Annotated in this window: 32 protein-coding genes, 1 pseudogene and 1 CRISPR repeat array; of the genes and pseudogenes, 14 read left to right on the top strand and 19 right to left on the bottom strand. The window is 69.8% G+C overall.

Going from position 1 to position 26,825, the window contains the following annotated elements; all coding sequences use genetic code 11:
• Positions 1-8: 8 nt before the first annotated feature.
• On the top strand, positions 9-1,115 hold the full coding sequence (locus FHS44_RS04445; protein WP_184712562.1) for a citrate synthase 2: 1,107 nt from the start codon (positions 9-11) through the stop codon (positions 1,113-1,115).
• A 155-nt stretch (positions 1,116-1,270) separates the two neighbouring features.
• A complete protein-coding gene (gene serC, locus FHS44_RS04440; protein WP_184712561.1) occupies positions 1,271-2,380 on the top strand; it encodes a phosphoserine transaminase in 1,110 nt (369 codons plus the stop codon).
• A 27-nt stretch (positions 2,381-2,407) separates the two neighbouring features.
• Here the strand turns inward: serC and FHS44_RS04435 are convergent, their stop codons facing one another.
• From FHS44_RS04435 to FHS44_RS04390, 10 genes are all read right to left on the bottom strand, one after another.
• The gene (locus FHS44_RS04435; protein ID WP_312863525.1) at positions 2,408-2,947 is read right to left on the bottom strand and encodes a GntR family transcriptional regulator; all 540 of its coding nucleotides are present in this window, start codon (positions 2,945-2,947) and stop codon (positions 2,408-2,410) included.
• A gap of 134 nt (positions 2,948-3,081) precedes the next feature.
• Complete coding sequence (locus FHS44_RS04430) at positions 3,082-3,738, bottom strand: rhomboid family intramembrane serine protease (protein ID WP_184712560.1); 657 nt, start codon at positions 3,736-3,738, stop codon at positions 3,082-3,084.
• 165 nt (positions 3,739-3,903) lie between these two features.
• Complete coding sequence (locus FHS44_RS04425) at positions 3,904-4,668, bottom strand: crotonase/enoyl-CoA hydratase family protein (RefSeq protein WP_184712559.1); 765 nt, start codon at positions 4,666-4,668, stop codon at positions 3,904-3,906.
• 23 nt (positions 4,669-4,691) lie between these two features.
• Positions 4,692-5,465, bottom strand: a complete 774-nt coding sequence (locus FHS44_RS04420) for an SDR family oxidoreductase (protein WP_184712558.1) — start codon at positions 5,463-5,465, stop codon at positions 4,692-4,694.
• An 80-nt stretch (positions 5,466-5,545) separates the two neighbouring features.
• The gene (locus FHS44_RS04415; RefSeq protein WP_184712557.1) at positions 5,546-5,884 is read right to left on the bottom strand and encodes an STAS domain-containing protein; all 339 of its coding nucleotides are present in this window, start codon (positions 5,882-5,884) and stop codon (positions 5,546-5,548) included.
• Between the two features lie 312 nt (positions 5,885-6,196).
• Positions 6,197-6,946, bottom strand: coding sequence for an energy-coupling factor ABC transporter ATP-binding protein (locus FHS44_RS04410; RefSeq protein WP_184712556.1), 750 nt, complete (start codon positions 6,944-6,946; stop codon positions 6,197-6,199).
• Entirely contained in the window at positions 6,943-7,719 is a 777-nt protein-coding gene (gene cbiQ / locus FHS44_RS04405; RefSeq protein ID WP_184712555.1) for a cobalt ECF transporter T component CbiQ, read from the bottom strand. The genes FHS44_RS04410 and cbiQ overlap by 4 nt, the downstream gene beginning before the upstream one ends.
• The gene (locus tag FHS44_RS42240; protein ID WP_312863524.1) at positions 7,719-8,753 is read right to left on the bottom strand and encodes an energy-coupling factor ABC transporter permease; all 1,035 of its coding nucleotides are present in this window, start codon (positions 8,751-8,753) and stop codon (positions 7,719-7,721) included. Before FHS44_RS42240 ends, cbiQ begins: the two co-directional genes overlap by 1 nt.
• Positions 8,754-8,828: 75 nt before the next feature.
• On the bottom strand, positions 8,829-10,796 hold the full coding sequence (locus FHS44_RS04395; RefSeq protein ID WP_184712553.1) for a glycosyltransferase family 2 protein: 1,968 nt from the start codon (positions 10,794-10,796) through the stop codon (positions 8,829-8,831).
• Positions 10,797-10,952: 156 nt separating this feature from the next.
• Positions 10,953-11,489, bottom strand: a complete 537-nt coding sequence (locus FHS44_RS04390) for a flavoprotein (RefSeq protein WP_184712552.1) — start codon at positions 11,487-11,489, stop codon at positions 10,953-10,955.
• 176 nt (positions 11,490-11,665) lie between these two features.
• Between FHS44_RS04390 and FHS44_RS04385 the strand changes: the two genes are divergently transcribed.
• Positions 11,666-11,830: a hypothetical protein gene (locus tag FHS44_RS04385; RefSeq protein WP_184712551.1), complete on the top strand. Its 165-nt coding sequence runs from the start codon at positions 11,666-11,668 to the stop codon at positions 11,828-11,830.
• Here the strand turns inward: FHS44_RS04385 and FHS44_RS04380 are convergent.
• The 4 genes from FHS44_RS04380 to kynU form a co-directional block, all read right to left on the bottom strand.
• Positions 11,824-12,345, bottom strand: a complete 522-nt coding sequence (locus FHS44_RS04380; RefSeq protein ID WP_184712550.1) for a hypothetical protein — start codon at positions 12,343-12,345, stop codon at positions 11,824-11,826. The two genes, FHS44_RS04385 and FHS44_RS04380, sit on opposite strands and share 7 nt — an antisense overlap.
• 106 nt (positions 12,346-12,451) lie before the next feature.
• Positions 12,452-13,138, bottom strand: a complete 687-nt coding sequence (locus FHS44_RS04375) for an alpha/beta hydrolase (protein ID WP_184712549.1) — start codon at positions 13,136-13,138, stop codon at positions 12,452-12,454.
• Positions 13,135-14,448, bottom strand: a complete 1,314-nt coding sequence (locus FHS44_RS04370; protein ID WP_221460326.1) for an FAD-dependent oxidoreductase — start codon at positions 14,446-14,448, stop codon at positions 13,135-13,137. The genes FHS44_RS04375 and FHS44_RS04370 overlap by 4 nt, the downstream gene beginning before the upstream one ends.
• Entirely contained in the window at positions 14,445-15,728 is a 1,284-nt protein-coding gene (gene kynU, locus FHS44_RS04365) for a kynureninase (protein ID WP_184712548.1), read from the bottom strand. Before kynU ends, FHS44_RS04370 begins: the two co-directional genes overlap by 4 nt.
• Positions 15,729-16,199: 471 nt before the next feature.
• Between kynU and FHS44_RS04360 the strand changes: the two genes are divergently transcribed.
• Positions 16,200-17,084 carry a 1-aminocyclopropane-1-carboxylate deaminase/D-cysteine desulfhydrase gene (locus FHS44_RS04360; RefSeq protein ID WP_184712547.1) on the top strand — a complete coding sequence of 295 codons (885 nt, stop codon included), beginning with the start codon at positions 16,200-16,202 and terminating at the stop codon, positions 17,082-17,084.
• A gap of 208 nt (positions 17,085-17,292) precedes the next feature.
• Positions 17,293-18,162 (top strand): protein phosphatase 2C domain-containing protein, encoded by an 870-nt coding sequence (locus tag FHS44_RS04355; protein WP_246435071.1) that lies wholly within the window; start codon positions 17,293-17,295, stop codon positions 18,160-18,162.
• Between the two features lie 30 nt (positions 18,163-18,192).
• Here FHS44_RS04355 and FHS44_RS04350 read toward each other — a convergent pair whose 3' ends face one another.
• The 3 genes from FHS44_RS04350 to FHS44_RS04340 all read right to left on the bottom strand — a co-directional run bounded on the left by FHS44_RS04350 (position 18,193) and on the right by FHS44_RS04340 (position 20,264).
• The gene (locus FHS44_RS04350) at positions 18,193-18,672 is read right to left on the bottom strand and encodes a hypothetical protein (protein ID WP_184712546.1); all 480 of its coding nucleotides are present in this window, start codon (positions 18,670-18,672) and stop codon (positions 18,193-18,195) included.
• Positions 18,673-19,007: 335 nt separating this feature from the next.
• Positions 19,008-19,646: a GntR family transcriptional regulator gene (locus FHS44_RS04345; protein WP_184712545.1), complete on the bottom strand. Its 639-nt coding sequence runs from the start codon at positions 19,644-19,646 to the stop codon at positions 19,008-19,010.
• Between the two features lie 21 nt (positions 19,647-19,667).
• Complete coding sequence (locus FHS44_RS04340; protein ID WP_246435069.1) at positions 19,668-20,264, bottom strand: hypothetical protein; 597 nt, start codon at positions 20,262-20,264, stop codon at positions 19,668-19,670.
• A gap of 281 nt (positions 20,265-20,545) precedes the next feature.
• Here FHS44_RS04340 and FHS44_RS04335 point away from each other — a divergent pair, with 281 nt between their 5' ends.
• The 9 genes and pseudogenes from FHS44_RS04335 to FHS44_RS04295 all read left to right on the top strand — a co-directional run bounded on the left by FHS44_RS04335 (position 20,546) and on the right by FHS44_RS04295 (position 25,568).
• A complete protein-coding gene (locus tag FHS44_RS04335) occupies positions 20,546-20,761 on the top strand; it encodes a hypothetical protein (RefSeq protein WP_184712543.1) in 216 nt (71 codons plus the stop codon).
• A gap of 72 nt (positions 20,762-20,833) precedes the next feature.
• On the top strand, positions 20,834-21,061 hold the full coding sequence (locus FHS44_RS04330; RefSeq protein WP_184712542.1) for a hypothetical protein: 228 nt from the start codon (positions 20,834-20,836) through the stop codon (positions 21,059-21,061).
• Positions 21,058-21,432, top strand: a complete 375-nt coding sequence (locus FHS44_RS04325; RefSeq protein WP_184712541.1) for a hypothetical protein — start codon at positions 21,058-21,060, stop codon at positions 21,430-21,432. The genes FHS44_RS04330 and FHS44_RS04325 overlap by 4 nt, the downstream gene beginning before the upstream one ends.
• Before the next feature lie 59 nt (positions 21,433-21,491).
• A complete protein-coding gene (locus FHS44_RS04320) occupies positions 21,492-21,821 on the top strand; it encodes a hypothetical protein (RefSeq protein WP_184712540.1) in 330 nt (109 codons plus the stop codon).
• A gap of 420 nt (positions 21,822-22,241) precedes the next feature.
• Entirely contained in the window at positions 22,242-22,481 is a 240-nt protein-coding gene (locus FHS44_RS04315; protein ID WP_184712539.1) for a hypothetical protein, read from the top strand.
• A gap of 11 nt (positions 22,482-22,492) precedes the next feature.
• Positions 22,493-22,693, top strand: a pseudogene (locus tag FHS44_RS04310) (helix-turn-helix domain-containing protein); the annotation flags it as partial.
• A 27-nt stretch (positions 22,694-22,720) separates the two neighbouring features.
• A CRISPR array of direct repeats spans positions 22,721-23,072; the repeat unit is 29 nt; unit sequence GTTGCGAACCCTTCAGGGTGATGAGCGAC.
• 1,018 nt (positions 23,073-24,090) lie between these two features.
• Positions 24,091-24,480 carry a MarR family winged helix-turn-helix transcriptional regulator gene (locus FHS44_RS04305; RefSeq protein WP_312863523.1) on the top strand — a complete coding sequence of 130 codons (390 nt, stop codon included), beginning with the start codon at positions 24,091-24,093 and terminating at the stop codon, positions 24,478-24,480.
• An 84-nt stretch (positions 24,481-24,564) separates the two neighbouring features.
• Positions 24,565-25,029 carry a hypothetical protein gene (locus tag FHS44_RS04300; protein WP_376771559.1) on the top strand — a complete coding sequence of 155 codons (465 nt, stop codon included), beginning with the start codon at positions 24,565-24,567 and terminating at the stop codon, positions 25,027-25,029.
• Positions 25,030-25,394: 365 nt separating this feature from the next.
• Positions 25,395-25,568, top strand: coding sequence for a hypothetical protein (locus FHS44_RS04295; RefSeq protein ID WP_184712538.1), 174 nt, complete (start codon positions 25,395-25,397; stop codon positions 25,566-25,568).
• A gap of 207 nt (positions 25,569-25,775) precedes the next feature.
• On the opposite strand, the gene FHS44_RS04290 is transcribed toward FHS44_RS04295, so the two are convergent.
• Positions 25,776-26,075: a hypothetical protein gene (locus FHS44_RS04290; RefSeq protein ID WP_184712537.1), complete on the bottom strand. Its 300-nt coding sequence runs from the start codon at positions 26,073-26,075 to the stop codon at positions 25,776-25,778.
• A 281-nt stretch (positions 26,076-26,356) separates the two neighbouring features.
• Positions 26,357-26,656: a hypothetical protein gene (locus FHS44_RS04285; protein ID WP_184712536.1), complete on the bottom strand. Its 300-nt coding sequence runs from the start codon at positions 26,654-26,656 to the stop codon at positions 26,357-26,359.
• Positions 26,657-26,825 lie beyond the last annotated feature (169 nt).

The following is a 26,825-nucleotide window of genomic DNA, read 5'->3' as shown; positions in this document are numbered from 1 at the left end:
GGCCGAGAATGTCCGACTTCAAACCCGGGCTCGAAGGCGTGGTGGCCTTCGAGACGGAGATCGCGGAACCGGACAAAGAAGGGGGCGCCCTTCGTTACCGGGGCGTCGACATCGAAGAGCTGGTCGGCCGCGTCTCCTTTGGACACGTGTGGGGCCTGCTCGTCGACAACACGTTCCAGCCGGGCCTGCCCCCGGCCGAGCCGTACCCCATCCCCGTCCATTCAGGTGACATCCGCGTCGACGTGCAGAGCGCGCTGGCCATCCTGGCCCCCGCGTACGGCTTCCGCCAGCTGCTCGACATCGACGCCGACCAGGTGCGCGCCGACCTCGCGCGCGCCAGCGTGACCGCCCTCAGCTTCGTGGCCCAGTCGGCGCGTGGCCTCGGCCTGCCGATGGTCCCGCAGAGCGAGGTCGACAAGGCGGAGAGCATCGTCGAGCGGTTCATGATCCGCTGGCGTGGCGAGGCCGACCCCAAGCACGTCAAGGCCATCGACGCCTACTGGACGTCGGCCGCCGAGCACGGCATGAACGCCTCGACCTTCACCGCCCGGGTGATCGCCTCGACCGGCGCCGACGTCGCGGCGGCGCTGAGCGGCGCGGTCGGCGCCATGTCCGGTCCGCTGCACGGGGGCGCCCCCGCCCGCGTGCTGCACATGATCGAGGGCGTCGAGAAGCTGGGCGACGCCAGGAAGTGGGTCCAGCAGGAGCTGGACGGCGGCCAGCGGCTCATGGGCTTCGGTCACCGGGTCTACCGGGCCGAGGACCCCAGGGCCCGTGTGCTGCGCCGTACGGCCAAGGAGCTCAACGCGCCTCGCTACGAGGTCGCCGCCGCTCTTGAGCAGGCCGCGCTTGAGGAGCTGCACGCCCGCAAGCCCGACCGGGTGCTCGCCACCAACGTCGAGTACTGGGCCGCGGTCATCCTGGATTTCGCCGAGGTTCCCTCCAACATGTTCACCTCGATGTTCACCTGCGCCCGCACCGCGGGCTGGGCGGCTCACATCCTGGAACAGAAGCGCACGGGCAGGCTGGTCCGCCCCAGCGCCAAGTACGTGGGCCCGCCGCAGCGCTCGATCAACGACGTGCCCGGCGCCGCCGAGGTTCTCAACTCGTTCTGATCCCCCACCTGGTCTGGTACGGCTGTCGCGCGACGCACCTCGCGCGGCAGCCGTCTCGCGTTACCGGGAGATTTCGGTCTCACCTGGTACGGCACGCACGTCTCGAAATACGGACCCCGGACAGGATCGCGCGGCGGGCTCAGTAGGCTGGTCAGGTGGCTGACATCGTGATTCCCTCTGACATCAAGCCCGCCGACGGCCGTTTCGGCTGCGGGCCCTCGAAGGTACGACCCGAGCAGCTGGCGGCCCTCGCCGCCTCCGGTTCCACGCTGATGGGCACCTCCCACCGGCAGAAGCCCGTCAAGTCGCTCGTGGGGCGCGTCCGCGCGGGCCTGCGGGAGCTGTTCTCCCTCCCCGAGGGGTACGAGGTCGTCCTCGGCAACGGCGGAACCACCGCGTTCTGGGACATCGCCGCCTTCGGGCTCGTCCGTGAGAGGTCGCAGCACCTGCACTTCGGCGAGTTCTCCTCCAAGTTCGCCTCCGTCGTGGCGAAGGCCCCGTGGCTGGGCGACCCGACCGTGATCAAGTCCGAGGTCGGCAGCCACCCCGAGGCCCGTCTTGAGGAGGGCGTGGACGTCTACGCGCTCACCCACAACGAGACCTCGACCGGTGTCGCGATGCCGATCAGGCGGGTCGGCGAGGAGGGTTCGCTGGTCCTAGTCGACGCCACCTCCGGCGCGGGCGGCCTGCCCGTCGAGGCGAGCGAGTTCGACGTCTACTACTTCGCGCCGCAGAAGAGCTTCGCCTCGGACGGCGGCCTGTGGCTGGCCCTGATGTCCCCGGCCGCGCTGGCCAGGGTCGAGGAGATCTCCGGCAGCGGCCGGTACGTCCCCGAGTTCTTCAGCCTGCCGACGGCGATCGACAACTCCGTCAAGGACCAGACCTACAACACCCCGGCGGTGGCGACGCTGTTCCTGCTGGCCGACCAGCTCGACTGGATGAACGGCAACGGCGGCCTGGCCTGGACCACCGCCCGCACCGCCGACTCGGCCCAGCGGCTCTACACGTGGGCGGAGAAGACCTCCTACACCTCGCTGTTCGCCGCCCCCGAGTTCCGCTCGAACGTGGTCGGCACCATCGACTTCTCCGACGAGGTCGACGCCGCCGAGGTCGCCAAGGTCCTGCGCGCCAACGGCATCGTGGACACCGAGCCCTACCGCAAGCTCGGCCGCAACCAGCTGCGCATCGCGATGTTCCCGGCCGTCGACCCCGACGACGTCGAGGCGCTGACCAGGTGCATCGACCACGTGGTCGAGCGCCTCTAGCCGCTCCCCCGCCCCGTCTCCCGGTGGTCAGAACTCGTCGGCGCCCGTGACCTGCGCCACGACGAAGACGTGCCGGGAGGCGGCGCAGATCGTCTCAAGGGCGTGGACCGGGGTGCCGTCGTCGCCGTAGCCCGTGCGCAGCACCCGCACGATCCACTCGCCGGGGCCGAGCTCCAGGGTCGCGGCCTCGAAGGCGGTCGGCGGGCGGGCCACCAGCTCCTCCTCGGCGTGGCCGAAGCGGTGGCCGAGGGCCTCGATGCCCGCCTGCAGCGTCGGCCGTACGAAATCGGGATCGCACAGCGGGGTGCCGCCGAACAGGTCGAGCCTGAAATAGCTCGTGGCGATCCGCACCGGAATGTCATTGGCGAGCAGTAGCTTCCTGCGGGCCAGGACGTCGGTGCCGGGCTCGACGCGCAGCGCCGCCGCGACGTCGGCGGAGGCGGGTTCGGGGCCGACATCCAGCATGCGACGGCCCGGGGTAACGCCCTGCGCGGCGGCCTCGGTCATGAAGAGCGACGCCGAGGCCCGTACGGCGGGCTGGGTCGGCAGTGCGCGCCGTACCACCACGCGGGGCTCCGTGTGGCTCGCAGAGCCACTTTCCTGGCGCGGGTCCGCTATCTCCTGAGATTCCACTGAAAGTCCCTCCACAGCGTTTCTGGCACCGGCTGGAGCCATCCCCGTGGTCCGACACCGGCGAGAAGTCAGTAGGCGAGTGGCGCGGGACGTCTGCGGCGCAGCGCCCAGGCCGCCAGGACACCGCCGACCAATCCGAACAGGTGCCCTTGCCAGGAGATGCCCGCCTCGCCCGGCAGCACGCCCCAGATGATCGAGTAGTACGCCACGGCGACGCCGATGCCGATGACGATGTCGAGGGCACGCCGGTCGAACAGGCCCCTGGCCACCACGAAGCCGAAGTAGCCGAAGACCAGCCCGCTCGCCCCGACCGTGATGACGTACGGCGAGCTGGTGAACCAGACGCCGAGGCCGCTGACCACGATGATGATCAGGCTAGCGAGCAGGAACCTGCCGATCCCGCGCAGCGCGGCGAGGAAGCCGAGGATCAGCAGGGGCAGCGAGTTGGCCATCAGGTGGCCGAAGCCCGCGTGCAGGAACGGCGCCAGGAAGATGCCGCCGAGGCCCTCGACGTCCCACGACCTGATGCCGTAGGCGTCGAAGTCGGCGGGCAGCACGTAGTCGGCGACCTCGATCGCCCACATGCCCGCGACCAACACGATGATGAGCATCGCGGCTCCGGCCGCGCCCGCGGCCAGCTCACCCGCCCTGCGCCTGAACCGCTCCCCGGCGGGCCGCTCGGCCGGGGAGAACCGGGTGCCGTAGGTGTCCAGTGGGTCGTCCATGCACTCTCCTGGCCTTCGGGGGGCGGTCGGGGTGTCGGGGTGGGGGTCAGGTGCCCTGGCCGTGCCCTTCCACACCTACGCCGTACGCCCTTCCACCGTACGCATTCCAGGCCACGAACGCGCCGGGCGCGGCCCGTCGGACCGCGCCCGGCGCCGTGAGAGGTCCTACTCGCCCTTCCAGACCGGGGCGCGCTTCTCGGCGAAGGCCGCGGCGCCCTCCTGGGCGTCCTTCGACGCGAACACCGGGTCGATGATCTCCGCCTGCCTGGCGAACATCTCCCCCGCGCTCCAGTCGGCGGACTCGACGATCACCCGCTTGGTCGCGGCGAGCGACAGCGGGGCGTTGCCCGCGATCCGCTTGGCCAGCTCGACCGCCCTGGTCAGCGCCTCGCCCTCGGGCGTGACGTGGTTGACCAGGCCGACCTCGCTCAGCCGGGAGGCGGGGAAGTGGTCGCCGGTCAGGGCGATCTCCATCGCGACGTGGTACGGGATGCGCCGGGGCAGCCGCATCACGCCGCCCGCCGCCGCGACCAGGCCCCTCTTGGGCTCGGGCAGCCCGAAGACGGCCTTCTCCGAGGCCACGATGATGTCGCAGGCAAGCGCGAGCTCGAAGCCCCCGGCCAGGGCGTAGCCCTCGACGGCGGCGACGATCGGCTTCCTCGGCGGCGCCTCGACGATGCCGCCGAAGCCCCGGCCCTCAAGGAAGGGCAGGTCGCCCTTGAGGAAGCCCTTCAGGTCCATGCCCGCGCAGAAGGTGCCGCCCGCCCCGGTCAGCACGTAGACCGAGACGTCCGCGCGCTCCTCGAACTCGTCGAGCACCGCGGCGATCCCCCTGGCGACCGCGCCGTTGATCGCGTTCCTGGCCTGGGGGCGGTTGATCGTGATGACCGCGACGCCGTCGCCGACCTCGGCCAGTACCTCGTCAGACACCGGTTGACTCCTTCGGCCGGAAGCTACTTGGGCTGGAAACGGATGCCGCCGTCGAAGCGGACGGTCTCGGCGTTCATGTAGTCGTTCTCGATCAGGGAGCGCACGAGCTGGGCGAACTCCTCCGGCCTGCCCATGCGCTTGGGGAAGACCACGGGGGCGACGAGCTTGGCCTTGAACTCCTCCGCGTTGGCGTTGAAGGCGTAGATCGGGGTGTCGATGATGCCGGGGCAGATTGTGTTGACGCGGATGCCGACGGGCGACAGGTCGCGCGCGGCGGGCAGGGTCATGCCGACGATGCCGCCCTTGGACGCCGAGTAGGCCACCTGGCCCGTCTGTCCTTCGAGCGCCGCGACGGAGGCGGTGTTGACGATCACGCCGCGCTGGCCGTCCTCGTCGACCGGGTCGGTCTTGGCGATGGCGGCGGCGCCGACGCGCAGGAGGTTGAAGGTGCCGATCAGGTTGACCTCGATGACCCTGCGGTAGGAGGCCAGGTCGTGCGGGGTGCCGTCCCTGTTGACCGTACGGCCCGCCCAGCCGATGCCCGCGCTGTTGACCACGACGCGCAAGGGCTTGCCGGTCGCGACCGCCGCGTCGACCGCCGCCTGCACCTGCTGCTCGTCGGAGACGTCGGTCTTGACGAAGACCCCGCCGATCTCGTCGGCGACGATCTTTCCGCGCTCCTCGTTGAGGTCGGCGACGACCACGGTGGCGCCGTGTGCGGCGAGATGACGGGCCGTGGCCTCACCGAGGCCGCTGGCACCGCCCGAGATGACTGCTGCTGCTCCGTTCAGGTCCATGAGCGGACTCTAACGCGGCTACCGAATGAAGTTCTACCAGGGGGTGGTCGTTCGGCAGGTCGCCTCACGCTCCGTGACGCTCAGCCCGCGCCGACCGCGGTGCCGACGTCGGGATAGACCTTGATGCGGCGGTCGAGACCGGTGGTGCGCAGGATCCTGGCCACCGGGGCCTGCGGGGCGGCGAGGCTGACACCGCCGCCCTCGCCCGTGGCCAGCCGCCAGGCCTCGATGAGCACGGACAGGCCGCTTGAGTCCATGAACGACAGCGCCGTCAGGTCGAGGATCAGCCGGGACCCGTCGAGCTTGATGGCATCGCGAACCTCGTCCCGCAGAAAGGGGGCGGTGAACAGATCGAGTTCGCCCTCGACGGCCACCACCACGGCGTCGCCGACGGCGCGGCGAGCCAGCCGTAGCTTCATCAGTCCTCCTCGCCCATGAGGCAGACCCACTTTACTTCGCCATCACCGTATGTGAGGTCCCGCGACCCTATGATCATTCGCCCCGGGCGGAGGAAGAACCGTAAACGCCACACATCACCCTCACCCCGTTCCGGATCCCCGTCCGTGAAGCCAACGGCACAGCACGGCACCGTACGGCACAGCGCGACACGACACAGCCGAACCGGCCAGACCGTGGCATCCCCCGCCGAGTTATACCGGAAAAATCACGAATAACGCGGATCAAAGATCATATAAGCCGCTATCACAGCGAATTGATACACACGGTAATGATCATGAGGAATGCTCCGCTCGCGGGAGGGCGAAGCCGTACGGCAGTTCCAGACGGTGGGCGGCGAGCAGTTCCGCGTCGGCGAGGATCTCCCTGGTCGGCCCGTCCGCGGCGATCACGCCGCCCGACAGGATCAGCGCCCGCTCACACAGCTCCATGGCGTACGGCAGGTCATGCGTGACCATCAGCACGGTCACGTCCAGCCCCCTGAGGATCTCGGCCAGCTCACGCCGCGAGGCCGGGTCCAGGTTCGACGAGGGCTCGTCCAGCACCAGGATCTCCGGCTCCATCGCCAGCACCGTCGCCACCGCGACCCTGCGGCGCTGGCCGAAGGACAGGTGGTGCGGCGGCCTGTCGACCACGTCGAGCATGCCGACGCGGTCGAGGGCCTCCTCCACCCGGCGCCGCAGTTCCTCGCCCCTGATCCCGAGGTTGGCCGGGCCGAAGGCGACGTCCTCCCTGACCGTCGGCATGAAGAGCTGGTCGTCGGGGTCCTGGAAGACGAGCCCGACCCGCCTGCGGATCTCTTTGAGCGAGTCCTTGCCGACCGGCAGCCCGGCGACCGTCACCGTGCCGTGCCCCGGCGTCAGGATGCCGTTGAGGTGCATCACCAGCGTGGTCTTGCCCGCGCCGTTCGGGCCGAGCAGCGCGACCCGCTCCCCGCGCGCGATCTCGAAGTCCACGCCGAACAGCGCCTGCGTGCCGTCCGGATAGGCGTACGCCAGGCGGCGCACCTCCAGCGAGGCGGTCATCCCAGGCCCCCGTTCACGAGCGTCGTCCCGAGCAGCGCGACCAGCGCCGCGCCCGGCAACATACCCGCGGTGAGCCACTGACGCGAGGAGGCGGACAGGTCCTGGATGACCGGCATCGAGCCCGTGTAGCCCCGGCTGAGCATCGCCAGGTGCACCCGCTCGCCACGCTCGTAGGAGCGGATGAACAGCGCCCCCGCCGACTTGGCGACGGCCGGGATGTGCCGGACGTCCCTGGCCACGAACCCCCGCGACTCCCTGGCCACCCGCATCCTGCGCATCTCGTCCACGATCACGTCCATGTAGCGGAGCATGAACATCGCGATCTGCACCAGCAGCGGCGGCAGCCGCAGCCGCTGGGCGCCGAGCAGCATCAGCCTCGGCTCGGTCGTGGCCGCGAGCAGCACGCTCGCGGCGACCCCGAGCGTGGCCTTGGCCAGGATGTTCCAGGCCGCCCAGAGCCCCTCGACGCTGAGCGTGATCCCCAGGAACGGCACCCGCTCGCCGAGCCCGATGAACGGCAGCGCCACCGCGAACACCACGAACGGCAGCTCGACCACCATCCGCCGCAGCACGAAGCCCGGTGGCACCCGGGCGGCGAACGCCACCACGCCCAGCAGGAGCGCGTAGAGCCCGAAGGCCCACAGCCACTCACGCGGGGTCGCCACGACCACCAGCGCGAAGGCCGCGACCGCGACCAGCTTGCACTGGGGCGGCAGCCGGTGGACGAGGGTGTCGCCCGGCCGGTAGAGCTGGTGGTGGTGGCCCGCTCCCACTACGCGGTGACCTCGTCCTTCGCCGAGTCGTCACTCGCCTTTCCCTGGTTACGGCGCCGTACCGCGAAGAAGAGGCCGCCGCCGACGGCGAGGGTCACCCCCACGCCGACCAGCCCCGCGACGCCGACCGGGATGCCGCCGACCTCGCCGTAGTCGGCAAGCGGCTGGTCGCCGAGGGCGTGGTCCCTGGCCTGGCTGATGAAACCCTTGTCTTCGGCGACCCGCTCAAGACCGTCGGGCGAGGAGGAGGCGTAGAAGCTGACGATCCCGGCCAGCAGCGCCGCGACCAGGACACCCGCGGGCAGGAACCAGCCGACCCGGCGCGGGGCCGTCGCCCGCTGGGGAGCGCTCACCGCGGTCGCCTCGCCGTCGGCGCCCTTCAGCACCAGGGGCGCGGCAAGTCCGCGGGCGCCGTAGACCAGGTCGGGCCTGACCGCGAGCACGGTGCTGACGGTGACCGCGGTGATCAGGCCCTCGCCGATGCCGATGAGCACGTGCACCCCGCCCATGGCCATGGCTACTGTGCCGACCTCGATGGGCGCGGTGCCGCCGATCCAGAACAGCAGCGCGAAGGCCAGCGCGGCGACCGGCACCGAGACCAGCGCCGCGACGAAGGAGGCCGCGACCACCACGCCCCGGCTGCGCGCCCTGCTCGCGATCAGGCGGAAGACCGCCCAACCGGCCACGATGGCGACGATGCCCATGAGGGTGATGTTCACCCCGAGCGCGGTCAGGCCGCCGTCGGCGAAGAAGAAGCCCTGCACGAGCAGGACGACGGCCACGCACAACACCGCCGTGTACGGTCCGACGAGTATCGCCGCGAGCGTGCCACCGAGCAGGTGCCCGCTGGTGCCCGCGGCGACCGGGAAGTTGAGCATCTGGACGGCGAAGATGAAGGCGGCGACCAGACCCGCCATGGGGGCGGTCCTGTCGTCGAGCTCCTTACGGGCTCCCCGCAGGCAGACCCCCACACCGGCGGCCGCGACGGCCCCGGCCGAAATGGATACGGCTGCGTTGAAAAAGCCATCGGGCACGTGCACGGCAAGCCTCCGGAAATGCGAAATCCTCCCTACTTTAAGCCATGGGCTTGCACTTGCAAGGGAGTGGCATTAGCGCAGGACCCGGCGGACGAGTGACCTGGGGGTGAACGTGCGGACGACCGTGCTCAGCCGCCCCTTGCCCGCGGTCGCGTAGGGCCTGACGCTGCGCCTGACCAGCCCGCGCCACCAGGTGCGCGGCGGCGCGACGATCTCGGCGGGCGCCTCGACCCTGAACCGCGCGGGCGGCCCGCCCAGGTCCAGCTCCAGGTAGGCGTCCCAGGTGCCGGGTCCCAGTCTGCCGAGTGCCTGCCGGGCGGCGAACTCGCCCCCCTCCCCGACCTCGACCGGCTCGCGCCGCTCCCGCCCCGACCACCGTTCCCGCCACACCAGATGCCGTACGGCCCGCGCCCCCGGGGCTGCCGAGCCGACGCTGATCCTGCCGTCGAGCACCAGCCTGTGCCCGATCGTCCAGCGGGTCCGGGTCAGCCGGACGCTCCCGGGGACGCTCACCACGTATCCCCCGACGTCGAGGCTGAGATTGCCGTGCGGCCTCGTGAAGTACGGTAGGGCGACGACGCCGTCGATCACCCGGGGGGCGGGCCTGGCGATCCGCTCGTCCCGCTCGGCGCCGAGCCGTACCAGACGGGTGACGCCCTCGCACTCGACGTTCAGATAGACGTCCCAGACCCCGGAGGACAGCGTCGTGACGTCCACCACGGCGGTGAAGCCCTCGTGGTCGCCGCTGACCGGGAACACCCGCTCGACCGGCCGCCCCCCGTCGCTTCCCGCGTTCCCCCCGCGCAGCCGCAGCACCAGGTCCAGACCGTCGGCCACGAGGTCGGGGCGCCCGTCCCTGCTGAGGGCGTCGAGGGCGTCGAGCGCGACCAGGCCCGCGACGACGAGGCCGTCCCGCGGGTCCCAGTGCAGGCCGGTCAGCCGCCTGTGGATCACGGCCGACTCGATGTGCGCGAGCCGTACCAGACGGTCGATGTCCTGGAGGGCGGCGACGCGGCCCCGGTCGATGGGGTTGAGGCGCTCGCGGACGCCGTCGGTCAGCCACCGCTCGCACATGTCGGCGACCTCGGCGGCGATCAGCCTGCGCGTCTCGTCCCCGGCGTCGAGGAAGGGCCTGCCGAGGTTGCTGAGCGCGTCCATCCTGAAGTGACGGCCGAGCAGGTGGTCGCGGAGCGCCCCGGGACGCACGTGGCTCACCATCAGCTCGACGGACTTCTTGATCATCCGCATCCAGGCGACCGGGTCACGGCTGCCCGGCTGCTGCATGATGCTGCTGCCGTCCGGCCTGGCGACCAGGTGGTAGCAGTCGTAGTCGGCGACGACGGAGATCACCTCGGCGTGGCAGTAGGCGTGGGTCGTGAAGAACACGTCCTCGCCGACCAGCAGCGTCTCGTCGAAGCGGATGCCGTAGCGCTCGACCATCTCCCTGCGGAACAGCTTGAAGCAGCTCAGGCTGTTGTAGACGCAGCTCTCCGCGAGCGTGACCCGTTCGGCGTTCTCGCGGAACATCGAGACGGGCGCCCTGCGGTCGTGCCCGACGATCTTCCCGAGCACCATGTCGGAGCCGTTGCGCTCGGCCATCGCGAGCATCCGTTCGAGCGCCTCGGGGCCGAGGTAGTCGTCGGCGTCGCAGAAGAAGACGTATCTCCCCCTGGCGTGGGCCAGGCCGACGTTGCGGGGACGGCCCGCGCCGCCCGAGCGCTCCAGGTGGACGACCCGCACGACCCCCCTGTGGTGGGCGGCGTAGAGGTCGAGCAGCTCGGCGCTGCCGTCGGTGGAGCCGTCGTCGACGACGATGATCTCCCGGTTGACCCGCTGGACCAGCAGCGACGTCAGGCACCGGTCGAGGTAGGGACGGCAGTTGTGGACGGGGACGATCACGCTGACGTCGATGTCGGGACGCTGCGCCTCCTCCCGGGCCGCCCAGCGCCCCCGCCCGACGGCCTCGTCCCCCGGGGGCCCCTCCCCGCTCGTCCGCTCACCGCGCCCCGCGCGAACCGCTTGAATGATCGTCCCCGTCACCGCTGTGCCCCCCGTCGGTTACTCAACGTCACGCAGCGTTTCAGTATGTGACGAAGGGCCGCGCGCGGGGGGCGGATCCGGCTTCTTGGTCCTCCCGCCTTCGCCGCCCCTGGTGGAAACTCCCCTTTTCGTACGGCCCGCGCGCCCGCCGTTTCGTTACTCCGCGTCGCCGTGCCGGGGTGCCCCGATCGCGTCCAGGGCCTCCCGCCAGGGCTTGGCACCGCTCCAGCCCTCGTTCCGTGGGTCGAGGAGCACCCGCACCCCCTCGGCGCGCAGCGTCTCGACGCTCCGCAGGAACGGGGTCCGGCAGGCCAGGGCGGCGTTGACGAAGGGCACCACGGCCACCGGGATGCCCAGCCCGGGGGCCTCGGCGAGCAGGCCGAGCGCGTAGGTGTCGGCGATGCCCTGGGCGAACTTGTTGACGGTGTTGAAGGTGGCCGGGGCGACGACGATGGCGTCCGCCCTGGGCGGCTTCGGCTCGTCCGGCCTGCGGTAGCGGCTCTTGACGGGCCGTCCGGTCAGCTCCTCGAACGCGGGGACGTCGAAGAAGCCCAGCGCGGCGGGGGTGGCGACGACCTGGACCTCCCATCCCTCGGCGAGGGCCGTCACGACCAGGTCCTGTGCCGTGGGGGCCGCTCCGGCCGCGCAGACGATCACGTAGAGGACGCCTTTCGGCGCCGGGGGACGGTTCATGGGACAAGTCTCGGACATCCGGAAACGGCCTTGAAGCCGGGGCGGCTATCGACTTCTCGCCCAAAAGCACGAAAAATCCGTATGTTTCCGGGTGATCTGCCGGGGAATTTCCATGCCGTTCCGTTATGAGAAGCAACCCGTGTGACCCGTGGGGCGTCTTTTCACCAGGAGGGCACATGGCAGCACTCGACGATCTCGTGGACGCGGACCTCCTTCTGGAGCTGCTCCTCGTCGAGGCGTTGCACGGCGAGGCCGAGCGCCTCGCGTCCGGCCGAAGGACCGGCCCCGACTCCGGCGAGGGGAGCCGGGGCCCCGGGCCCGCGTCGCGCCGCCTTCAGTGAAGGTGGATCATCCCCCGCGCGGCCATCTCCCCGATGTAGTTCGCCCAGTCACGCGTGATCCTGGCCTCGAAGTCGGCGTGCACCGCCTCGCGCTCCCGCGCGGTCAGGCGTTCCCGCTCCCCTCCGGGATAGGTCACCGTCGCCCCCTCCGGTGAGCCGTCCAGCAGGAACATGTAGCCCCGCCTGCTGACCTGCAGGAACATCCCGAACGTGGGCAGCTCGTGGATCTCGCGCAGTGCCGCCTCCCAGTCCACCCCAAGCCCCTGCCAACTGTTGTCCCGCCCGGCCAGCCACCGGGTGAGGTCGCTGAACCAGACGGTCCTGCGGCCCGGGTTCTCCTTGACGTGGAAGTGGGCCACCGCGAAGACCCCCTCGGCGTTCTCCGACACCTGGTTCCTGGGGACGAGCGGCGGCGCGACGACGTAGGCGGCCTCCGCCATCGCGGCGTCCCCCTGGGACTCGGGCCAGGGCAGCGCGAAGATCAGCCAGTACGCGGGTTCCTGAAGCTTTCTCAACTCCTGAGGGGTTGGAGATGTCATATGCGGTTTCTCCTTCGGGGGCTGGGATCACCGTACTGATCGAAACCCCAGTAACCCGGAGAACCATCAAAAAACCACCGCGTCAACGGACGAGGGCTGCCAATTCCCTCAGAACAATCGACCAGACATCACTTTCCGGGTCAATAACCACAAAATGCCCGGCACCGGGAAGCCGCACCAGCGAGACCTCGGGACGGGCGGCGACGTAGGACTCGGAGACCTCGACGGGAACCCGCCCGTCCTCGGTGCCGTGCACGATCGTCACCCGCCCCGGGCGGGCGTCCAGCCGTACCGGATCGAGATCGGGACGCCCGTCGGGCGGGCCGCCGAGGAAGTCGGCGACCGCGCCCTCGTCGAGGTCGAGCCGGTGGGCGAGCCCCAGGTCGGCCACCGGGGCCAGGGCGAGGACCCCGGCCTCCTCCGGGCTCGCGAGCAGGGCAAGGTGGCCACCGGCCGAGTGACCGGCGACCACGGCGGGACCAAGCGCGGCGAGCGCGGTACGGACGTCCTCGACCGCCGCGTCCGGGTGGCCGGGCTCGCGGCGGTACTCGACAACGGCGACGTTCCAGCCCGCCTCGCGCAGCGCGTTCGCCATGGGACGCAGGTGGAGCCGGTCATACTCGGGCCGCCAGAACCCGCCGTGGACCAGCGCCACCGTCGGCCCCGTCCCGTGCCACAGGTCGGTCACCTGGTCGGGGGCCGGGCCGTACTCGACCGTCTCGTCAGGACCGGGCGCGGCCCTCTCCAGGACGGCGCGGTCCTCCGTCATGACCTGCGCCTGAGACCGGCGAGCCCCGCAACGAGCGCCCCGGCGAGCACGGCGGCCGCCCCGGCGAGCAGCCGCTGCTGGGTCCGCACCCGGCGCCTGACCTGGGCGTAGGGCACCGTGGAGAAGGAGACCAGCTCGTAGCGCGACACGTAACGGCCGGGCAGCGCCCGCTCAAGCCGGTGCTCGATGCCCTTGACCAGCCGGAACACCGGGGAGGCGACCTTGTCGCGCATCTCGGTGAAGTTCTCCAGCGCCATCTCGGCGATCGCGTCCGCGTTCTCCTTGCGGCGCCGTTCGTACAGCGACAGGGCACTGGACCAGGAGCCCCCGGTCTCGTCGAGGCACTGGTCGAGCACGACCACGTCCTCGAAGCCGCAGTTGGCGCCCTGGCCGTAGAACGGCACGATCGCGTGCGCCGCGTCCCCGATCAGGCCGACCCTGCCGTCCGACTGCCAGGGCGCGCAGCGGACCGTGCCGAGCAGCCCGACCGGGTTGTGCAGGTAGTCGTCAACCAGCGTCGGCGCGAGCGGCACCACGTCCGGGTAGTGGTCGCGGAAGTGCCGCTCGATGGCCGCCGGGCTGCTCAGCGAGGCGAAACTCGCGGTGCCGCCGGTCGGCCAGAACATCGTGCAGGTGAAGGACCGGTCGGGGTTGGGCAGCGCGATCATCATGGAGGTGCCGCGCGGCCAGATGTGCAGCGCGCCCGGGTCCAGCGCGAACTCCCCGTCGACCGCCGGGATCGTCAGCTCCTTGTAGCCGTAGTCGAGAAAGTCCAGGCTCTCCTCGATGTCCCGGTGCGCCAGCAGTTGTCCCCGTACGGCGGAGCCCGCCCCGTCGGCGCCGAGCACGACGTCGGCGACCGTCTCGACCGGCCCGTCGGGCGTCTGGAAGGTCATCGCCCCGGTCGCCGGGTCCAGCCCGGTCAGCCGGTGGCCGAAGAAGACCTTCACCCCGGGGGCGGCCTCGGCGGCGTCGAGCAGCGTGTTGTTGAGCGCTCCCCTGCTGATCGAGTTGATCGCCATCTCGCCGTCGTGGCTGTAGGGCTGGAAGTCGAGCGGCCCGCTCACCGGGTGGATCATCCGGCCGCGCATCGGCAGCGCGTCGGCCATGACCTGGTCCTCAAGGCCGATCCTGCGCAGCGCGTCCCGGCCACGCTCGGAGATGGCCAGGTTGATCGACCGGCCACGCTCCGGCGTGCCCGCACGCGGGTCGGGGCGCCGCTCGTAGACGGTCACGTCGAGGCCACGGCGGGCCAGATAGCAGGCGAGCAGGCAACCGGTGAGCCCGGCTCCGACGACGGCGACGGTCACGACTCCTCCTGGACGCAGTCGGCCAGCGCGACGACGGCGCGCCAGCAGTCGTGGTAGGTCGAGTAGAGCGGGGTCGGCGCCACCCTGACGATGTCCGGCTCCCTGGCGTCGGTGACGACGCCGTACTCCCGGCGCAGCCGCCCGGCCAGTTCGGCGGCGCTGCCGCGCTCGATCCGCAGGGAGAGCTGGCAGCCCCGGCGTTCGGGGTCGCGCGGGGTGACCACGCTGAGCGGCCTGGACGGCACGATCTCGTCGAGCAGGCTCTCCAGGTAGGCGGTGAGCCGTACGCTCCGGGCCCGCAGTTCGGCCATCCCGACCCGGTCGAAGAGTTCGAGCGAGGTGCGCACCGGGCCCATCGCGTAGATCGGCGGGTTGGAGATCTGCCAGGCGTCGGCGGTCGCGGGCGGCCTGGAGACCGGGTCCATCAGGAAGCGGGTCGCCTGCTCGGTGCTCCACCAGCCCTCGAAGCGCGGCAGCGAGGGATCGCCCAGGTGCCGCTGGTGGACGAAGACGCCGCCGAGGGCGCCGGGACCCGAGTTGAGGTACTTGTAGGAGCACCAGGCGGCGAAGTCCGGCCCCCACTCGTGCAGGCTCAGCGGGACGTTGCCCGCCGCGTGCGCCAGGTCCCAGCCCACGACGGCCCCTGCCGCGTGCCCGGCGGCGGTGATCGCGGGGATGTCCATGAGTTCGCCGGTCAGGTAGTTCACCCCGCCGAGCATCACCAGCGCGACCGTCTCCCCCTCACGCGCCAGGTAGTCGAGAACCTCCCCGCCGTCGCGCAGCCGTACCACCGTGGCGTCCGGGTCGAGGCCGTGGAAACGGGCCTGGCTGCGCACCGCGTAGCTGTCGGAGGGGAAGGCCGTGTCCTCGATGACGATCCGGGTGCGCCTCCCCTGCGGCCGGTAGAACGACACCATCAGCAGGTGCAGGTTGACCGTCAGCGAGTTCATCACCACGGTCTCCTCGGGCAGCGCGCCGACGAGCCGGGCGGCGGGCTCGGTGAGCAGCTCGTGGTAGGGCAGCCAGGGACGTTCCGCCTCAAGATGCCCCTCGACACCGAGCTTCGCCCAGGCGTCCAGGTCGGCGAGCAGCTCGGTCCTGGTGGCCTTCGGCTGGAGCCCCAGCGAGTTGCCCGCGAGATAGGCGCTCTCCGGGTAGTTTCCACCCTCGGCGGGCGGGACGAGGAAGAGCTCCCTGCGTCCGGGATCCTCCGCGTCACGCCGCAGCGCGTCCTCCTCCTGCTCCTGCTGGGTCGGGCCGGTTGTCAACGAGTGGGTCATACGTCTTCCTCTTCACACGTGGGCTCCGACCGCCGCGGCAGGGTGCGGGCCGCTGGTTCCCCCCATGATGACGTCGTACGGCGTGGCAGAGGAATGCCTTATCAACGGGCATGTCCGGATATATGCGTTGATTGGAGGCTGCATTGCGGCTTTCACCTTCAGAACGGAAGGACCAGTGCCGAAGATGGCATCCTGAACCGATGTACCCACCAGCGCTCCCGTACAGCCACCACGGCCGGGGCACGAGGCCGCCGAGCACCCCGCGGCGCCTCCCATCAGCGCTCCCCAACCGGCACCGCATGATCAGGCACCGCCTCCACCGGCGCTCCCATGCGACCACCACAGCCGGGTCGGCTGGCGCCGCATGATCGGCGTTCCCCTGGCCGCCTCCACCGGTGCGTCCGTGCGGCCACCGCTGCTGGGACGCGAGACCGCCGAACAGCCCGTGGCCACTCCCCCGGCCGGTGGCGCATGATCGGCGCTCCCGTGGCCCCCTCGCCCCTCACCGAGCTGCGCGACCCGCGCCTCGCCCAAGCAGGGGTACGGCTGCTCCTCAAACGCGACGACCTCCTCCACCCCGACCTGCCAGGCAACAAGTGGCGCAAGCTCCGACACAACCTGACACGCGCCGCCGAACTGGGACACGACACGCTGCTGACCTTCGGGGGCGCCTACTCCAACCACCTGCGGGCCGTAGCCGCGGCCGGTGCCCGCTTCGGGTTCAGGACCGTCGGGGTCGTGCGCGGGGAGGAGCACCTGCCGCTCAACGAGGTCCTGACCTTCGCCGTCGGACGTGGGATGCGGCTGACCTACCTCGACCGCACCACCTACCGGGCCAAGCACACCGCCCCCGTCGTCGAGGCGCTCCGAGAGCGGTTCGGCCGTTTCTACCTGCTGCCGGAAGGCGGCAGCAACGCGCTGGCCGTGCACGGTTGCGCCGAACTGCCCGCCGAGATCGCCGTGCCGTACGACATCGTCTGCTGCCCGGTCGGCACGGGCGGCACCCTCGCGGGCATCGCCGCGGGCCTGGAGCCTGGGCGGCGGGCGCTCGGCGTCTCGGTGCTGCGCGGCGGAGCCTTCCTCACCGACGAGGTCACCCGCCTCCAGACCGAGGCGTACGGCCAGGCGTCCGGCAACTGGTCGATCGCCCTGGACTTCCACTCGGGCGGTTACGCCAGAAGTGACGCCGCCCTTGAGACGTTCACCGACGACTTCGCCGCCCGGCACGGCCTGCGTCTGGACCGGATCTACGTGGCCAAGATGATGCGGGCCGTGTTCACGATGGCCGAGAACGGCGCCTTCCCACCCGGCACGGTGATCGTCGCCGTCATCACCGGCCCCATGTCCCAGGGGTGATCAGTTGCGGATCCGGCCGGTTCCACTGGGCCATCTCGGGAACGGTGGCCTGTTCCCGCGCCCTGATCACCGAGTCCCCGCCGAGGCGTGCAGCCCTCCATAAGGGCATATTTCCTGTCATTGGCGGGCATGCCCCCAAAGGCTCGCCTGACGTGACCCGCACACCACCTCCCGGCGTCGAACACACCCCCGCACCCGAGGAACCCTCATGCGACCCGACCAGGACACGAGGACGACGGACATGCGGCTCAGCCTCGCCACCGAACCCTCCTCCCCGAGCCGTCCCAACGAGGACTTCGTCGGGGTCACCTCGGGCGCGGTGGTCCTCCTGGACGGGGCGGGTACCCCCGGCGGCATGGAGTCCGGCTGCTCACACGGCGTCGCCTGGTACGCCCGCATGCTCGGCTCGACCCTGCTGGCCGAGGTGACCCAGAGCGCCGCGCCCCTGACCGAGCTGCTCACCAGGTCGATCAAGACCGTCGCCTCGCTGCACGACTTCACCTGCGACCTGACCCACCCCGGCACCCCCTCGGCCACGGTCGCGATGCTGCGCCGTACGGACGACAGCCTGGAGTGGCTGGTGCTGGCCGACTCAGTGATCATCCTCGACACCGGTACGGCGGAGCCGACCGTGCTCAGCGACGACCGGCTCGAACGGATCGGCGCGCTCCACCGGGCCGAGCTGGACGCCCTGCCGAACGGAACCCCCGAGCACACCGAGGCCCTACGGCGCTACATCGAGGTCATGAACGGCCACCGCAACCGCGAGGGAGGCTTCTGGACCGCCTCCGCCGACCCCCTCGCCGCCGAACAGTCCCTGACCGGAACCGTCCTTGCCGACCAGGTGCGGGCCGCCGCCCTGCTCAGCGACGGCGCCTCCCGCCTGACTGACCTCTTCGGCCTGGCCACCTGGCGCCAACTCCTCGACCTCCTGGCCAACGACGGCCCCCAGTCCCTGATCACCCGCGTCCGCGCCGCCGAACACGAAGACCCCCAAGGCGCCCGCTGGCCCCGCCCCAAAACCCACGACGACGCCACCGCCGCCTTCTGGCCCTTCCCTCAGCCGCGACTCCTCTGATCCTGTACGGCACCGCGGCCTTCTACAGAGTCAGCCGCGTGTGGCTCCCTGTGGCCAGATGATGTGCACCGGGAGGCCGCGTTGGCGTGCCTGGGTCACGACGTCGGCGGTTCCGCCTTCCTTTGCTGGCAGTACGCCGTCCCATACCGCGACCAGTTCGTGCACCGAGCCGAGCACCGTCTCGTTGGCCGCGACATACGCCTCGCCGGAGGCGTGCTCGAAGTCCATCACCCGCACCCGGGACGCCGCGTCGAGCAGCCGGTCGAACTGTTCGGCGTGGTCGGCCTTGACCTTGGCCCGCCGGTAGTCCCGTGAGGGCAGCACCACTTCCAGCGCTCCGCCTGCCCGCAGTACGGCGTCGGCGAACAACGAGTCGGCCCCGCGCGCCAGACACGACACCCCGACCAGCTCGCCGCCTACCTGCCCCAGCCGTTCCTGAAGCGCCCGCGTCACCAGCTCGGCCGTCTGTTCCGTCAGGTCCATGTGCCCGGTCACACCGATACGTGTCATCAACCTCTCCTGTCCGACAGCAATGATCTCCAGCGTGCCGGCGTCTCCTGAATCCACTGACTCAGACCAGCCATCGCGGAATCACGCCGAGCCATGATTCCTCAGAGGTGATGGGGCTCCCCGCCTTCGTCTGAGGATTCCTGATCCTCACTGTGCGAGCGGTGCCCGGCACGCACAAGGCTCCGGCGCTGTACCAGCACCGGAGCCTCGCGGGAAGGTAGGTGACCAGGCGGTGTTCACGCGGCCGATGGCCGAACGCCGCTGGGTGGGTGAAGCCCAGGGCCGATCTGCCGGTACGGCTTGCGGTCAGGTTGTGGGTTTCATGTCGATGACGATCACGGTGACGTTAGGGCGGCCTCGTTTTTGGTGGGCATGCGGGCGCGATGGAACTCGATCCACGAGATGGGCCAGTGTCCGGCCTGCTCCAGCCGATACAGCCAGTCGCCCGGCCCGGTGGCCTGAGCGGTCACCTCGGGGGCGTCGGCCAGGCCGCGTGGGTGGATCCAGGAGACGGCGATCTGGAACGGGGGTTCCGACTGTGGGCCGGTGACGCGGAAGCGCCGGGTCACGGTCGTGCCGGGTGGGACGCCGAGCAGTTTGGCGATACGCGGGTCGGTCAGGGGTTCATCCGACACCGTGGGCGGAACATGGTGTTTCCAGACTTCCTGGCCGGAGGCTGAGGGGAAGGAGTAGCCGGGGCCGTCGGTGGCGACGTTGCGTTTGACGAGGTTGCCGCGTGGTCTGCGCAGGCGCATCATGCCGTGCCGGACGATGATTCCTCGCCCCTGGACCGCCCAGACGTAGCCCTCTGACTCCAGGACGGCGATGGCCCGGCCGATGGTGTCGCGGTTGGCACCGTACTGCGCGGCGAAGTCATCAAGTCGCGGCAGCCTGGCCCCGGGTTCCCACTCGCCCGCCTCGATCCGTGTCCGGATTTGCGTGGCAAGGTCCAGATAGCGCGAGTGCACGGCCATCCTGCGACTCTCCCGGTGCGTTCAGGTGGTGGTGGGTTCGTTGTTCCAGATGTCGCGGCCGTGTTGCCACAGTTCGTTGGCGTGGTAGGCGAAGCGGTCGTAGAGGCCGTCGTCCTGGCGGCGTTTGAGGTGCAGCATCGGGGAGTCGTGGCCGACCAGGTTGGCCAGGTGGGGGGTGACGAGCATCTCGTCGTCGAACTGGAAGACCGACAGGGCGATGTGTTCGTCGCCGAAGCGGGCCTCGATGCCGGAGAGGTTCTTGAGGGGGTCGAGTTCGGCCAGGGTGATGCGGATGCGGGTGGAGACGGTCAGTGGTACGGCCTCGACCTGTTCGCGGCGGCGGGTGACCTCGCTGTCGGGGTCGCCGACGAGGAAGCGGATGCGGCATCCCTGTTCGGCTTTGCGTTTGAGGACGGTGGCGAAGTTGGGGTGTTCCAGCCACAGGAAGTAGTTGGTGTATCCGGCCAGCACGATGGTTGAGGTGGCGTTGGTGATCAGGGAGCGCCACACGCTTTTGGGGCAGGCGGACCGGTAGGGGTAGACCGTCAGGACCTCGCGGTCCGGGCCGGTTTTGACCGTGTTACGTATCGCGTCGGGCCACAGCACGGACTCATCCACTTTCAACGCTTCGGAGGCGGCCCACCGGTGGCGTGGGTGGGGCATGCGCCCTTCGTCCGTCAGCCAGCGGGACACCGTTTTGACATCCACCTTGCACCGTTCGGCGAGGTCTTTTTCGGTAAATCTGGCATCGGCCATGGCGTGGCGGAGAGAGTCGTTGGTCACTACTGCCTCGAATCGGCGGAAGGACATGGGGGACGTTTTTTGACGGTAGCGCTGAACGTCCCTCACGTCCTGGAAACGGGGTGTGAAAATCCTCCTACTCTCAGCAACCTTGTTGCATGAGCAAGCCGGTGATCCTCGCGGACCTTCAGGCCGCGTTTCCTGGATGGACGATCTGGCGAAGTTCGACCGGTCGTCTCTGGGCGACCCGCAACCGGCGGCTCACCGGTGCGCAGATGGAACAGGGCTTGGAGCAGACCGTCAGCGACGAGGACGTGCACCAGCTCGTCGAACAGCTCCGGCACCAGGACCGATTGGCCGCCGAGGCTGGCTGAACGTCAGGGGTGGCGGACCTACCGGTCGTTCTCGGCGTCCGGACATGTTCTTGATCGTAAAGGAGCGCGACCGTGCACGATGGTAAAGCCGCGACGACCGCCCCGGCGATCCCGGGCTGGCGGTTGATCGTCAGTGACACCGGCCGGTACTGGGCCATCCGCAACCGGGCTTTCCCGCGTACGGCGTTGCGGGCCGGGGTGGAACCGGCCGTGGACGCCGACACCTTCGAGGAGGTCCAGGAGGCCGTAGCCGAGCAGGAGGAGAAGGCCCGGACCGCTGTTGAGGGGGTGGCTTCGTGACGGGACGGCACCGGGAGGGCCAGCCGTACAGCCTGGTGTATCGGCGAGTGTGGGACGGACCCGCGCGGGCGGAGGCCGAGCGGCTCAGCCAGGTGTGGCCTGAGTGGACGGTGTTCTACAGCCTGAGCAAGCGGAGCTTCTCTGCCGTGGCCTCCTGGGACAGCCCGCAGGCCGTCATCGTCGAGCACGCTACCTCCGAGGGGTTGGAGGAGCGGATGCAGGAAGCGGAGATGGTCCGCCTGGTTCAGGCCGCGCCGCCCCAGCACGGCGGCGAGGAGCGTCCGCCCACTGAGCCGCGCGACCGGGACACGACAGGAACGCGTTACCGGGGCACGGCCAGGCGGCGGCGTCCGGGTGGGAGGGCGGCATGATGCCATCGCTCGGGGCGTCTCGTCCAGAGGCCGGGCTTTCAGATCGAACCTGTAACACCGTGCAAACGGCTCACCCGGGCTGGCTGGTCTTCCCCAACGCGCAGACCGGGTTGTGGAGCGCCTACCGGCACGTCCTGTCCGGCAGGCCGACCCCCGGGGCCGTGTTGCTGGTACGCGCCGAGTCGGCGGAGGAGCTGGACCGCAAGCTGACCGCCCAGACACCCGCTCAGGTGCCCGTACAGGCGCCCAGGCAGGTGTCCATTCGCCTGACCGCTCAGGCACCCCCGGTGGTGCCGCCGAGCATCCGGGCCGTCGCTGCCACCCGCGCCCTCCGGGCCGGTCGGACCGGTTACCGGCCTCCCGCCCTGCGCAGACTTCTGCGCCCCTAAGCCGGTACGGCGGGCAGTGGGACCTCATCCCACCCGCTGCCCGCCGTACCCCCAAGCGTGCGGCTCAGGTTGGAGGGCTTGAGCCGCACACCCCCGCAAGGTGGCTCCCACGCACGCCGGGACACGGCTTTCCCAAGGGCCGGGCGTGTTGGGGAAGGGGGAGCCGCCTCGCGTACCGGTCCCGCGTCCCCACACGCGGGACCGGTCCTCCTACCGGGTGCCCGCCCCCTGCTCCCCGGCTCGGGGCCGGGCACCCATCTCCCTCTCCCCGCAAGAACACCCGCTCCATTCCCGTGAGAACTCCCCTACCGGGTGCCCGGCCCGTGCTCCCCGGCTCGGGGCCGGGCACCCCCCCGCCTGACCGGCGAGACCTCCCCGCGTGAGGCGGGTTTCCTGTCCGTCCTCCGAAGTGAGACGACGATGACCGATGACGAGTACGAGCGACGTGTGATCGACGTGCTCACCAGCACCCACCCCGGCTGGTACTACGAACAACGCGACCTGCCCGGACTGCCCCGCTGGTGGGCCACCCGCTACTACCCGCTGCGCCCCGACCAGCGAAAGGCCGGGGCCCGCGACGTGCTGGGCCGTACCACCCTGCACGGGTTGATCAGGGCACTCGCCCACCACGACAAGATCCTCCACAACCTCCGCTACTGAAGGAGCCCCCCATGCCCCCGAGCAAGACCGTCACCCCCGACGGCACCTTCACCACCGGCCCAGAAACCACCGACCGCCTCCTCACCCCCGGCGAAGTCGCCCACATCTTCGGCGTCGACCCCAAAACCGTCAACCGCTGGTCCCTCACCGGGAAGATCCCCTCCCTCAAAACGCCCAGCGGGCAGCGCCGCTACCGCCAAAGCGACATCAACGCTCTCATCAACCCCCCAACCACCCAAGTCACGAACCCTCCAGGGTGATGAGCGACTCGGGGACGACCTGGGCTACCGGGGAAGTGAGATCGAGTTGCGAACCCTTCAGGGTGATGAGCGACGCTGCCCGCCCCCAAGGGGCGCCGCCACAAGCCCGGTTGCGAACCCTTCAGGGTGATGAGCGACTCAGCGCGGCGCAGGCCGCGTGTATGGCCGACCTGTTGCGAACCCTTCAGGGTGATGAGCGACAGGACGGTCACCGCATCTTCCGGTCGGTGTGGCCGGGGTTGCGAACCCTTCAGGGTGATGAGCGACCCTGACGAAATGATCGAAATCATCCAAGGGATCGTGTTGCGAACCCTTCAGGGTGATGAGCGACCCGAGAGTAAAGTCCCAGGTCAGACAGGGCAAGACAGGGAGAGGACGGACTGTTTCTGCAGCGGTCCGGCGGTAGTGCAGAAGTGCAGGTCAGAGCGTTGATCATCTTGTGGAATCCGGCCAGGCCCACAAGTTTTCCCTCCCCCGACTCCAGACGCAACCCAGCCCTCAGAATCACCTTCAAAAGCCCGCTGCTCCACACGACATGAGGCTTCGGCACTTCCACGAAGTCAGCGCCCCTCCAGCGGACCCCCTCACGCAGATCCCCACACGGCAGGCCGAGCCGCGACCTCCTCCTCGGCCGTGGCTCCCGTGTTCGGTCACGCCACACACGCCGGGCAGGCCGCCGTGGTCATTCGTCGGGATTTCTCGTCGATGTGCGACACGGTTCGGGCGCCGAGGCAGTACCGGCATGGCAGCGCCGCGACGACGACCGGGTCTCGCCACACCTTGTGTTCCCACGCCGGTGGTGGCTCCGGGGGCGGGCGCTCCCCGCGTTCGGCGGGTTCGTTGTGATCACCCACCCAGCCGAGCCCCCCGCAGAACCGGCACCGGAGAAACAGCTCCCCCAGGTGCTGTCCTTTGCGCCCCTCGCACTCCGGGCAGGTGATCGGGTCGGTCATCTCCGCCCTGTTCCGCTACACGCCTTGCACTTCACCCACACGGTCTGCTTCGGCCCGGTGCCGTTCTGGCTGATCCATTCACCCTGCGCGCCAAGGCGCACGTCGTCATCCTCAGCCATGGTTCGACCGTACGCGGCGAGAAGACGACGGTCACGCGAAAGCCCCGGCCGCAGCCAAGACTGAACTCCCCCGGGGTCAGTTTTCACGCGTCTCCGGACGCCACCGGCCCTACCCGCTGACGCACACCCTGGCCTGCCCACCTGGCGACAGCTCCCCGCGCCCTTCCGACACGACGAGAGCGGCCCCGTGTCTGTGCGAAGTGCCTGTCTGACCGGGGACACTGGAACGGTGTCTGAGACCTCCCGGCCCGCGCCGCCTGTGACCAGCGTTTCGATCGTGGTCCTGACGTTGGCGCACCAGGTCGAGGCGGAGCTGAACAAGGCCCTGGCGCCGTTGGATCTGACGGTGAGCAGGCTGGGGCTGCTGGCGCACATCAGGGCCGTGCCCGGGGTGTCGTTCAGCGACCTGGCGCGCATGTCGGGGATCACCGTACAGAGCGTGCACACGGCGGTGAAGGCGCTGGAGCGGTCGGGACTGGTGCGCGACAGCAGCGCCCGCGCCGGTTCCGCCTCGGTCATCGAGGTGACCGAGGAGGGCGCGCACCTGCTGCGCGCGGCGCAGGAAGCTGTGGACCAGGTGGACGAGCACCTGTTCGGCCCGAACTCCGATCCAACGCGTCGGCAGGTGGGCGAAGCCATCCTGGCCGCCTTCCGTACCACCGACTGACCCCTTCTCCACGGACCCCATCTTTCAGGCTGGCTGAAGCATGGTCTAGGCTTCAGCCAGCCTGAAGGTTGAAGGGAGCCATCCGTGCTGGAAGACGTCCTGCTGGTGGTCCATGTCCTGGCCGCCATCGTGTTCGTCGGCGGATCCGCCGTCGCGACGAGCCTGTTCCCCCGCTACGCACCTGTCGCCGCGACCGTTCCCGCGGAGGCCGCGTCCGACCAGGACGAACGCAGCCCCACCGTCGCTGCCGCGATGCACCGCATCACCCGGGGCTACGCCGTCGCCGGTCTCGTCGTTCCCGTGGCCGGTATCGTCCTCGCGACAGTGCAGGGCCGGATGGGAGAGATCTGGATCACCCTGTCGATGATCCTCACCGCGGGAGCGGCGGGCCTGCTGGTCACCCAGATCGTCCCGCGTCAACGGGCGGCACTCGACACCCCCGGCCCGGCCGCCCCCCTGCGCACCCTGTCCATGCTCGCCGGGTTCTACAACCTGATCTGGGCCATCGTCGTAGTCCTGATGATCGTCCGCCCCGGATCCGAGGGATAGGACGCGCGACCACCAGGCTCCATCGGACCCGCGCCGAGCAGGGGAATGCCCTCCTGGCGAGTCCTTCCCGGGCCAGGCATGACCGGGATGAGCAAGAAGCTCCTTCGGACCGCCTTCACCAAGCCGTCCCGTGATCCCCTACGGCCGAGACCCGACGGCGAGCAATCCTGGACGTGGCTGGAATCACCTCACCCGCACGGCAGGTAATGCCCGCCTCACCGCGACCTGACCTGCCGATATCCCCTTCATACGGTCCGATAATGACCCCTAAGCGCACAACACGGGTCCGATCGCACTGGCGAACCCTCGCGAATGGACGGCGGGTCAGGGTCCGTGCGCACAGTCGGACGGTCTTCACGGCCACGGTGGCCGGGATCAGCGGCGCGGTGGCGATCGCGATCGTCGTCGTCATCGCCATGGTCGTCTACCACGGCGAACCCGACCGTTCGGTGAGATCGCCAGCCCCGGCCAAGGCACGGGTGGAGACGAGCCCGCCCCCGGAACCGACGACCGAGCCTCCGCCCCCTGAGCCCACCTGAGGCGCCGGGCCGTACGAGCATCATTCAGATGAACCGGCTCTTGAAGGCTCTGCAAGCGGTGTGGGGACGCCGGCCTGATCACGTTTGGCTGCCGGAAGCATGGCCGTTCGTGGGGAGTGAGGCGGAGGCGACAGTGCTCCCGAGAGAACTTCGCGGACGCGGCGCCCCCGTCCTTCTGGGCTGGGGCGCTGTCATGTCCAGGACTTGCTACGCCAGGACGCAGCGGAAGCCGATTGCGGAGGCTTTTGTGGAAGCCCACAGCACGGACTCACAGCTATAGGTCTTTCCCCAGGAAGATACGGTGATCACGCCGGGCCCGCCCAACCCGTCCGGCCCGGTGCACCCTTGGCCTTCCAGGGACATCACCTGGAACGGATACCAGTCCACCCATCCTCCCTGAGCGCAGACGTAGGTGCGGGTGGCGACAGCGGTGGCCGGAGCCGCCGCCAACGGGACAGCGAGCATCGTCGCAGCAGCGGTGACGGCGAGACGTTTGATCAAGGACATGGGAGTGCCCTTCACGAGAAGGTTGGCGAGACCGTTCGGGGGAGCGCCTTGAAGGTAACCCGGGAGACCGCTCTCATCTCATGACCAGAAGCGGACATCAATGAGCATTCCGCAACGGCAGTTACGGCACGGACCGTTGCCGACGGCCAACGTTCACCTACACGTGATCATGGCGCCACGCACCGCCCCTGCGCCCCCTCCGCCATCAGGCCGAGCTGTCCAACGTCGGACGCGACGACGCCCCCGCCCCTTGATGGACGAGGGCGTCAGCCGGTGCCGTGCTACTGGACGTAGACGCTGCCGACGAACTCCCACGTGTTGCGCTGCTCGGGCCCGAGGGCGCCGAGGATCCGGCTGTTGCACCTGTCGCCCCTGTAGAGGATGGCCGCCGTGTTGGTGCGGTTGGTCATCGAAAGCCGTCCCATGACGGTGAAGCAGCCGCTGGGGTTGTGGTGACGTCGGCCGTTGATCCACAGCGAGCCGTTCCCCGCCCAGGCCGAGCTGGACGGGACCAGGACCACGGCTGTGGCGGCGACAAGGGTGGCCAGGGCGGTGGTGAGCAGAGGGTGGGTCAGGCGCACGAGAGGTCCTTCCGTGGGGTGGATGACCTCACGGAACATAACCGGGAACCTCGCGGACATAACCATCAGTAGTCGATCAAGTGCTTAGTGTTTCGGTAAGGGCATCGCCACTTCCATCCACGCGTCGACGATCGGCGGACTCGGCTTCGGGCCGATCTTTCTGCACGCG

Source organism: Streptosporangium saharense, from assembly GCF_014203715.1.
Taxonomy (GTDB): Bacteria; Actinomycetota; Actinomycetes; order Streptosporangiales; family Streptosporangiaceae; genus Streptosporangium; species Streptosporangium saharense.
The sequence above is the reverse complement of the archived record's forward strand: the minus strand, read 5'-3'. Positions and strand labels throughout refer to the sequence as shown.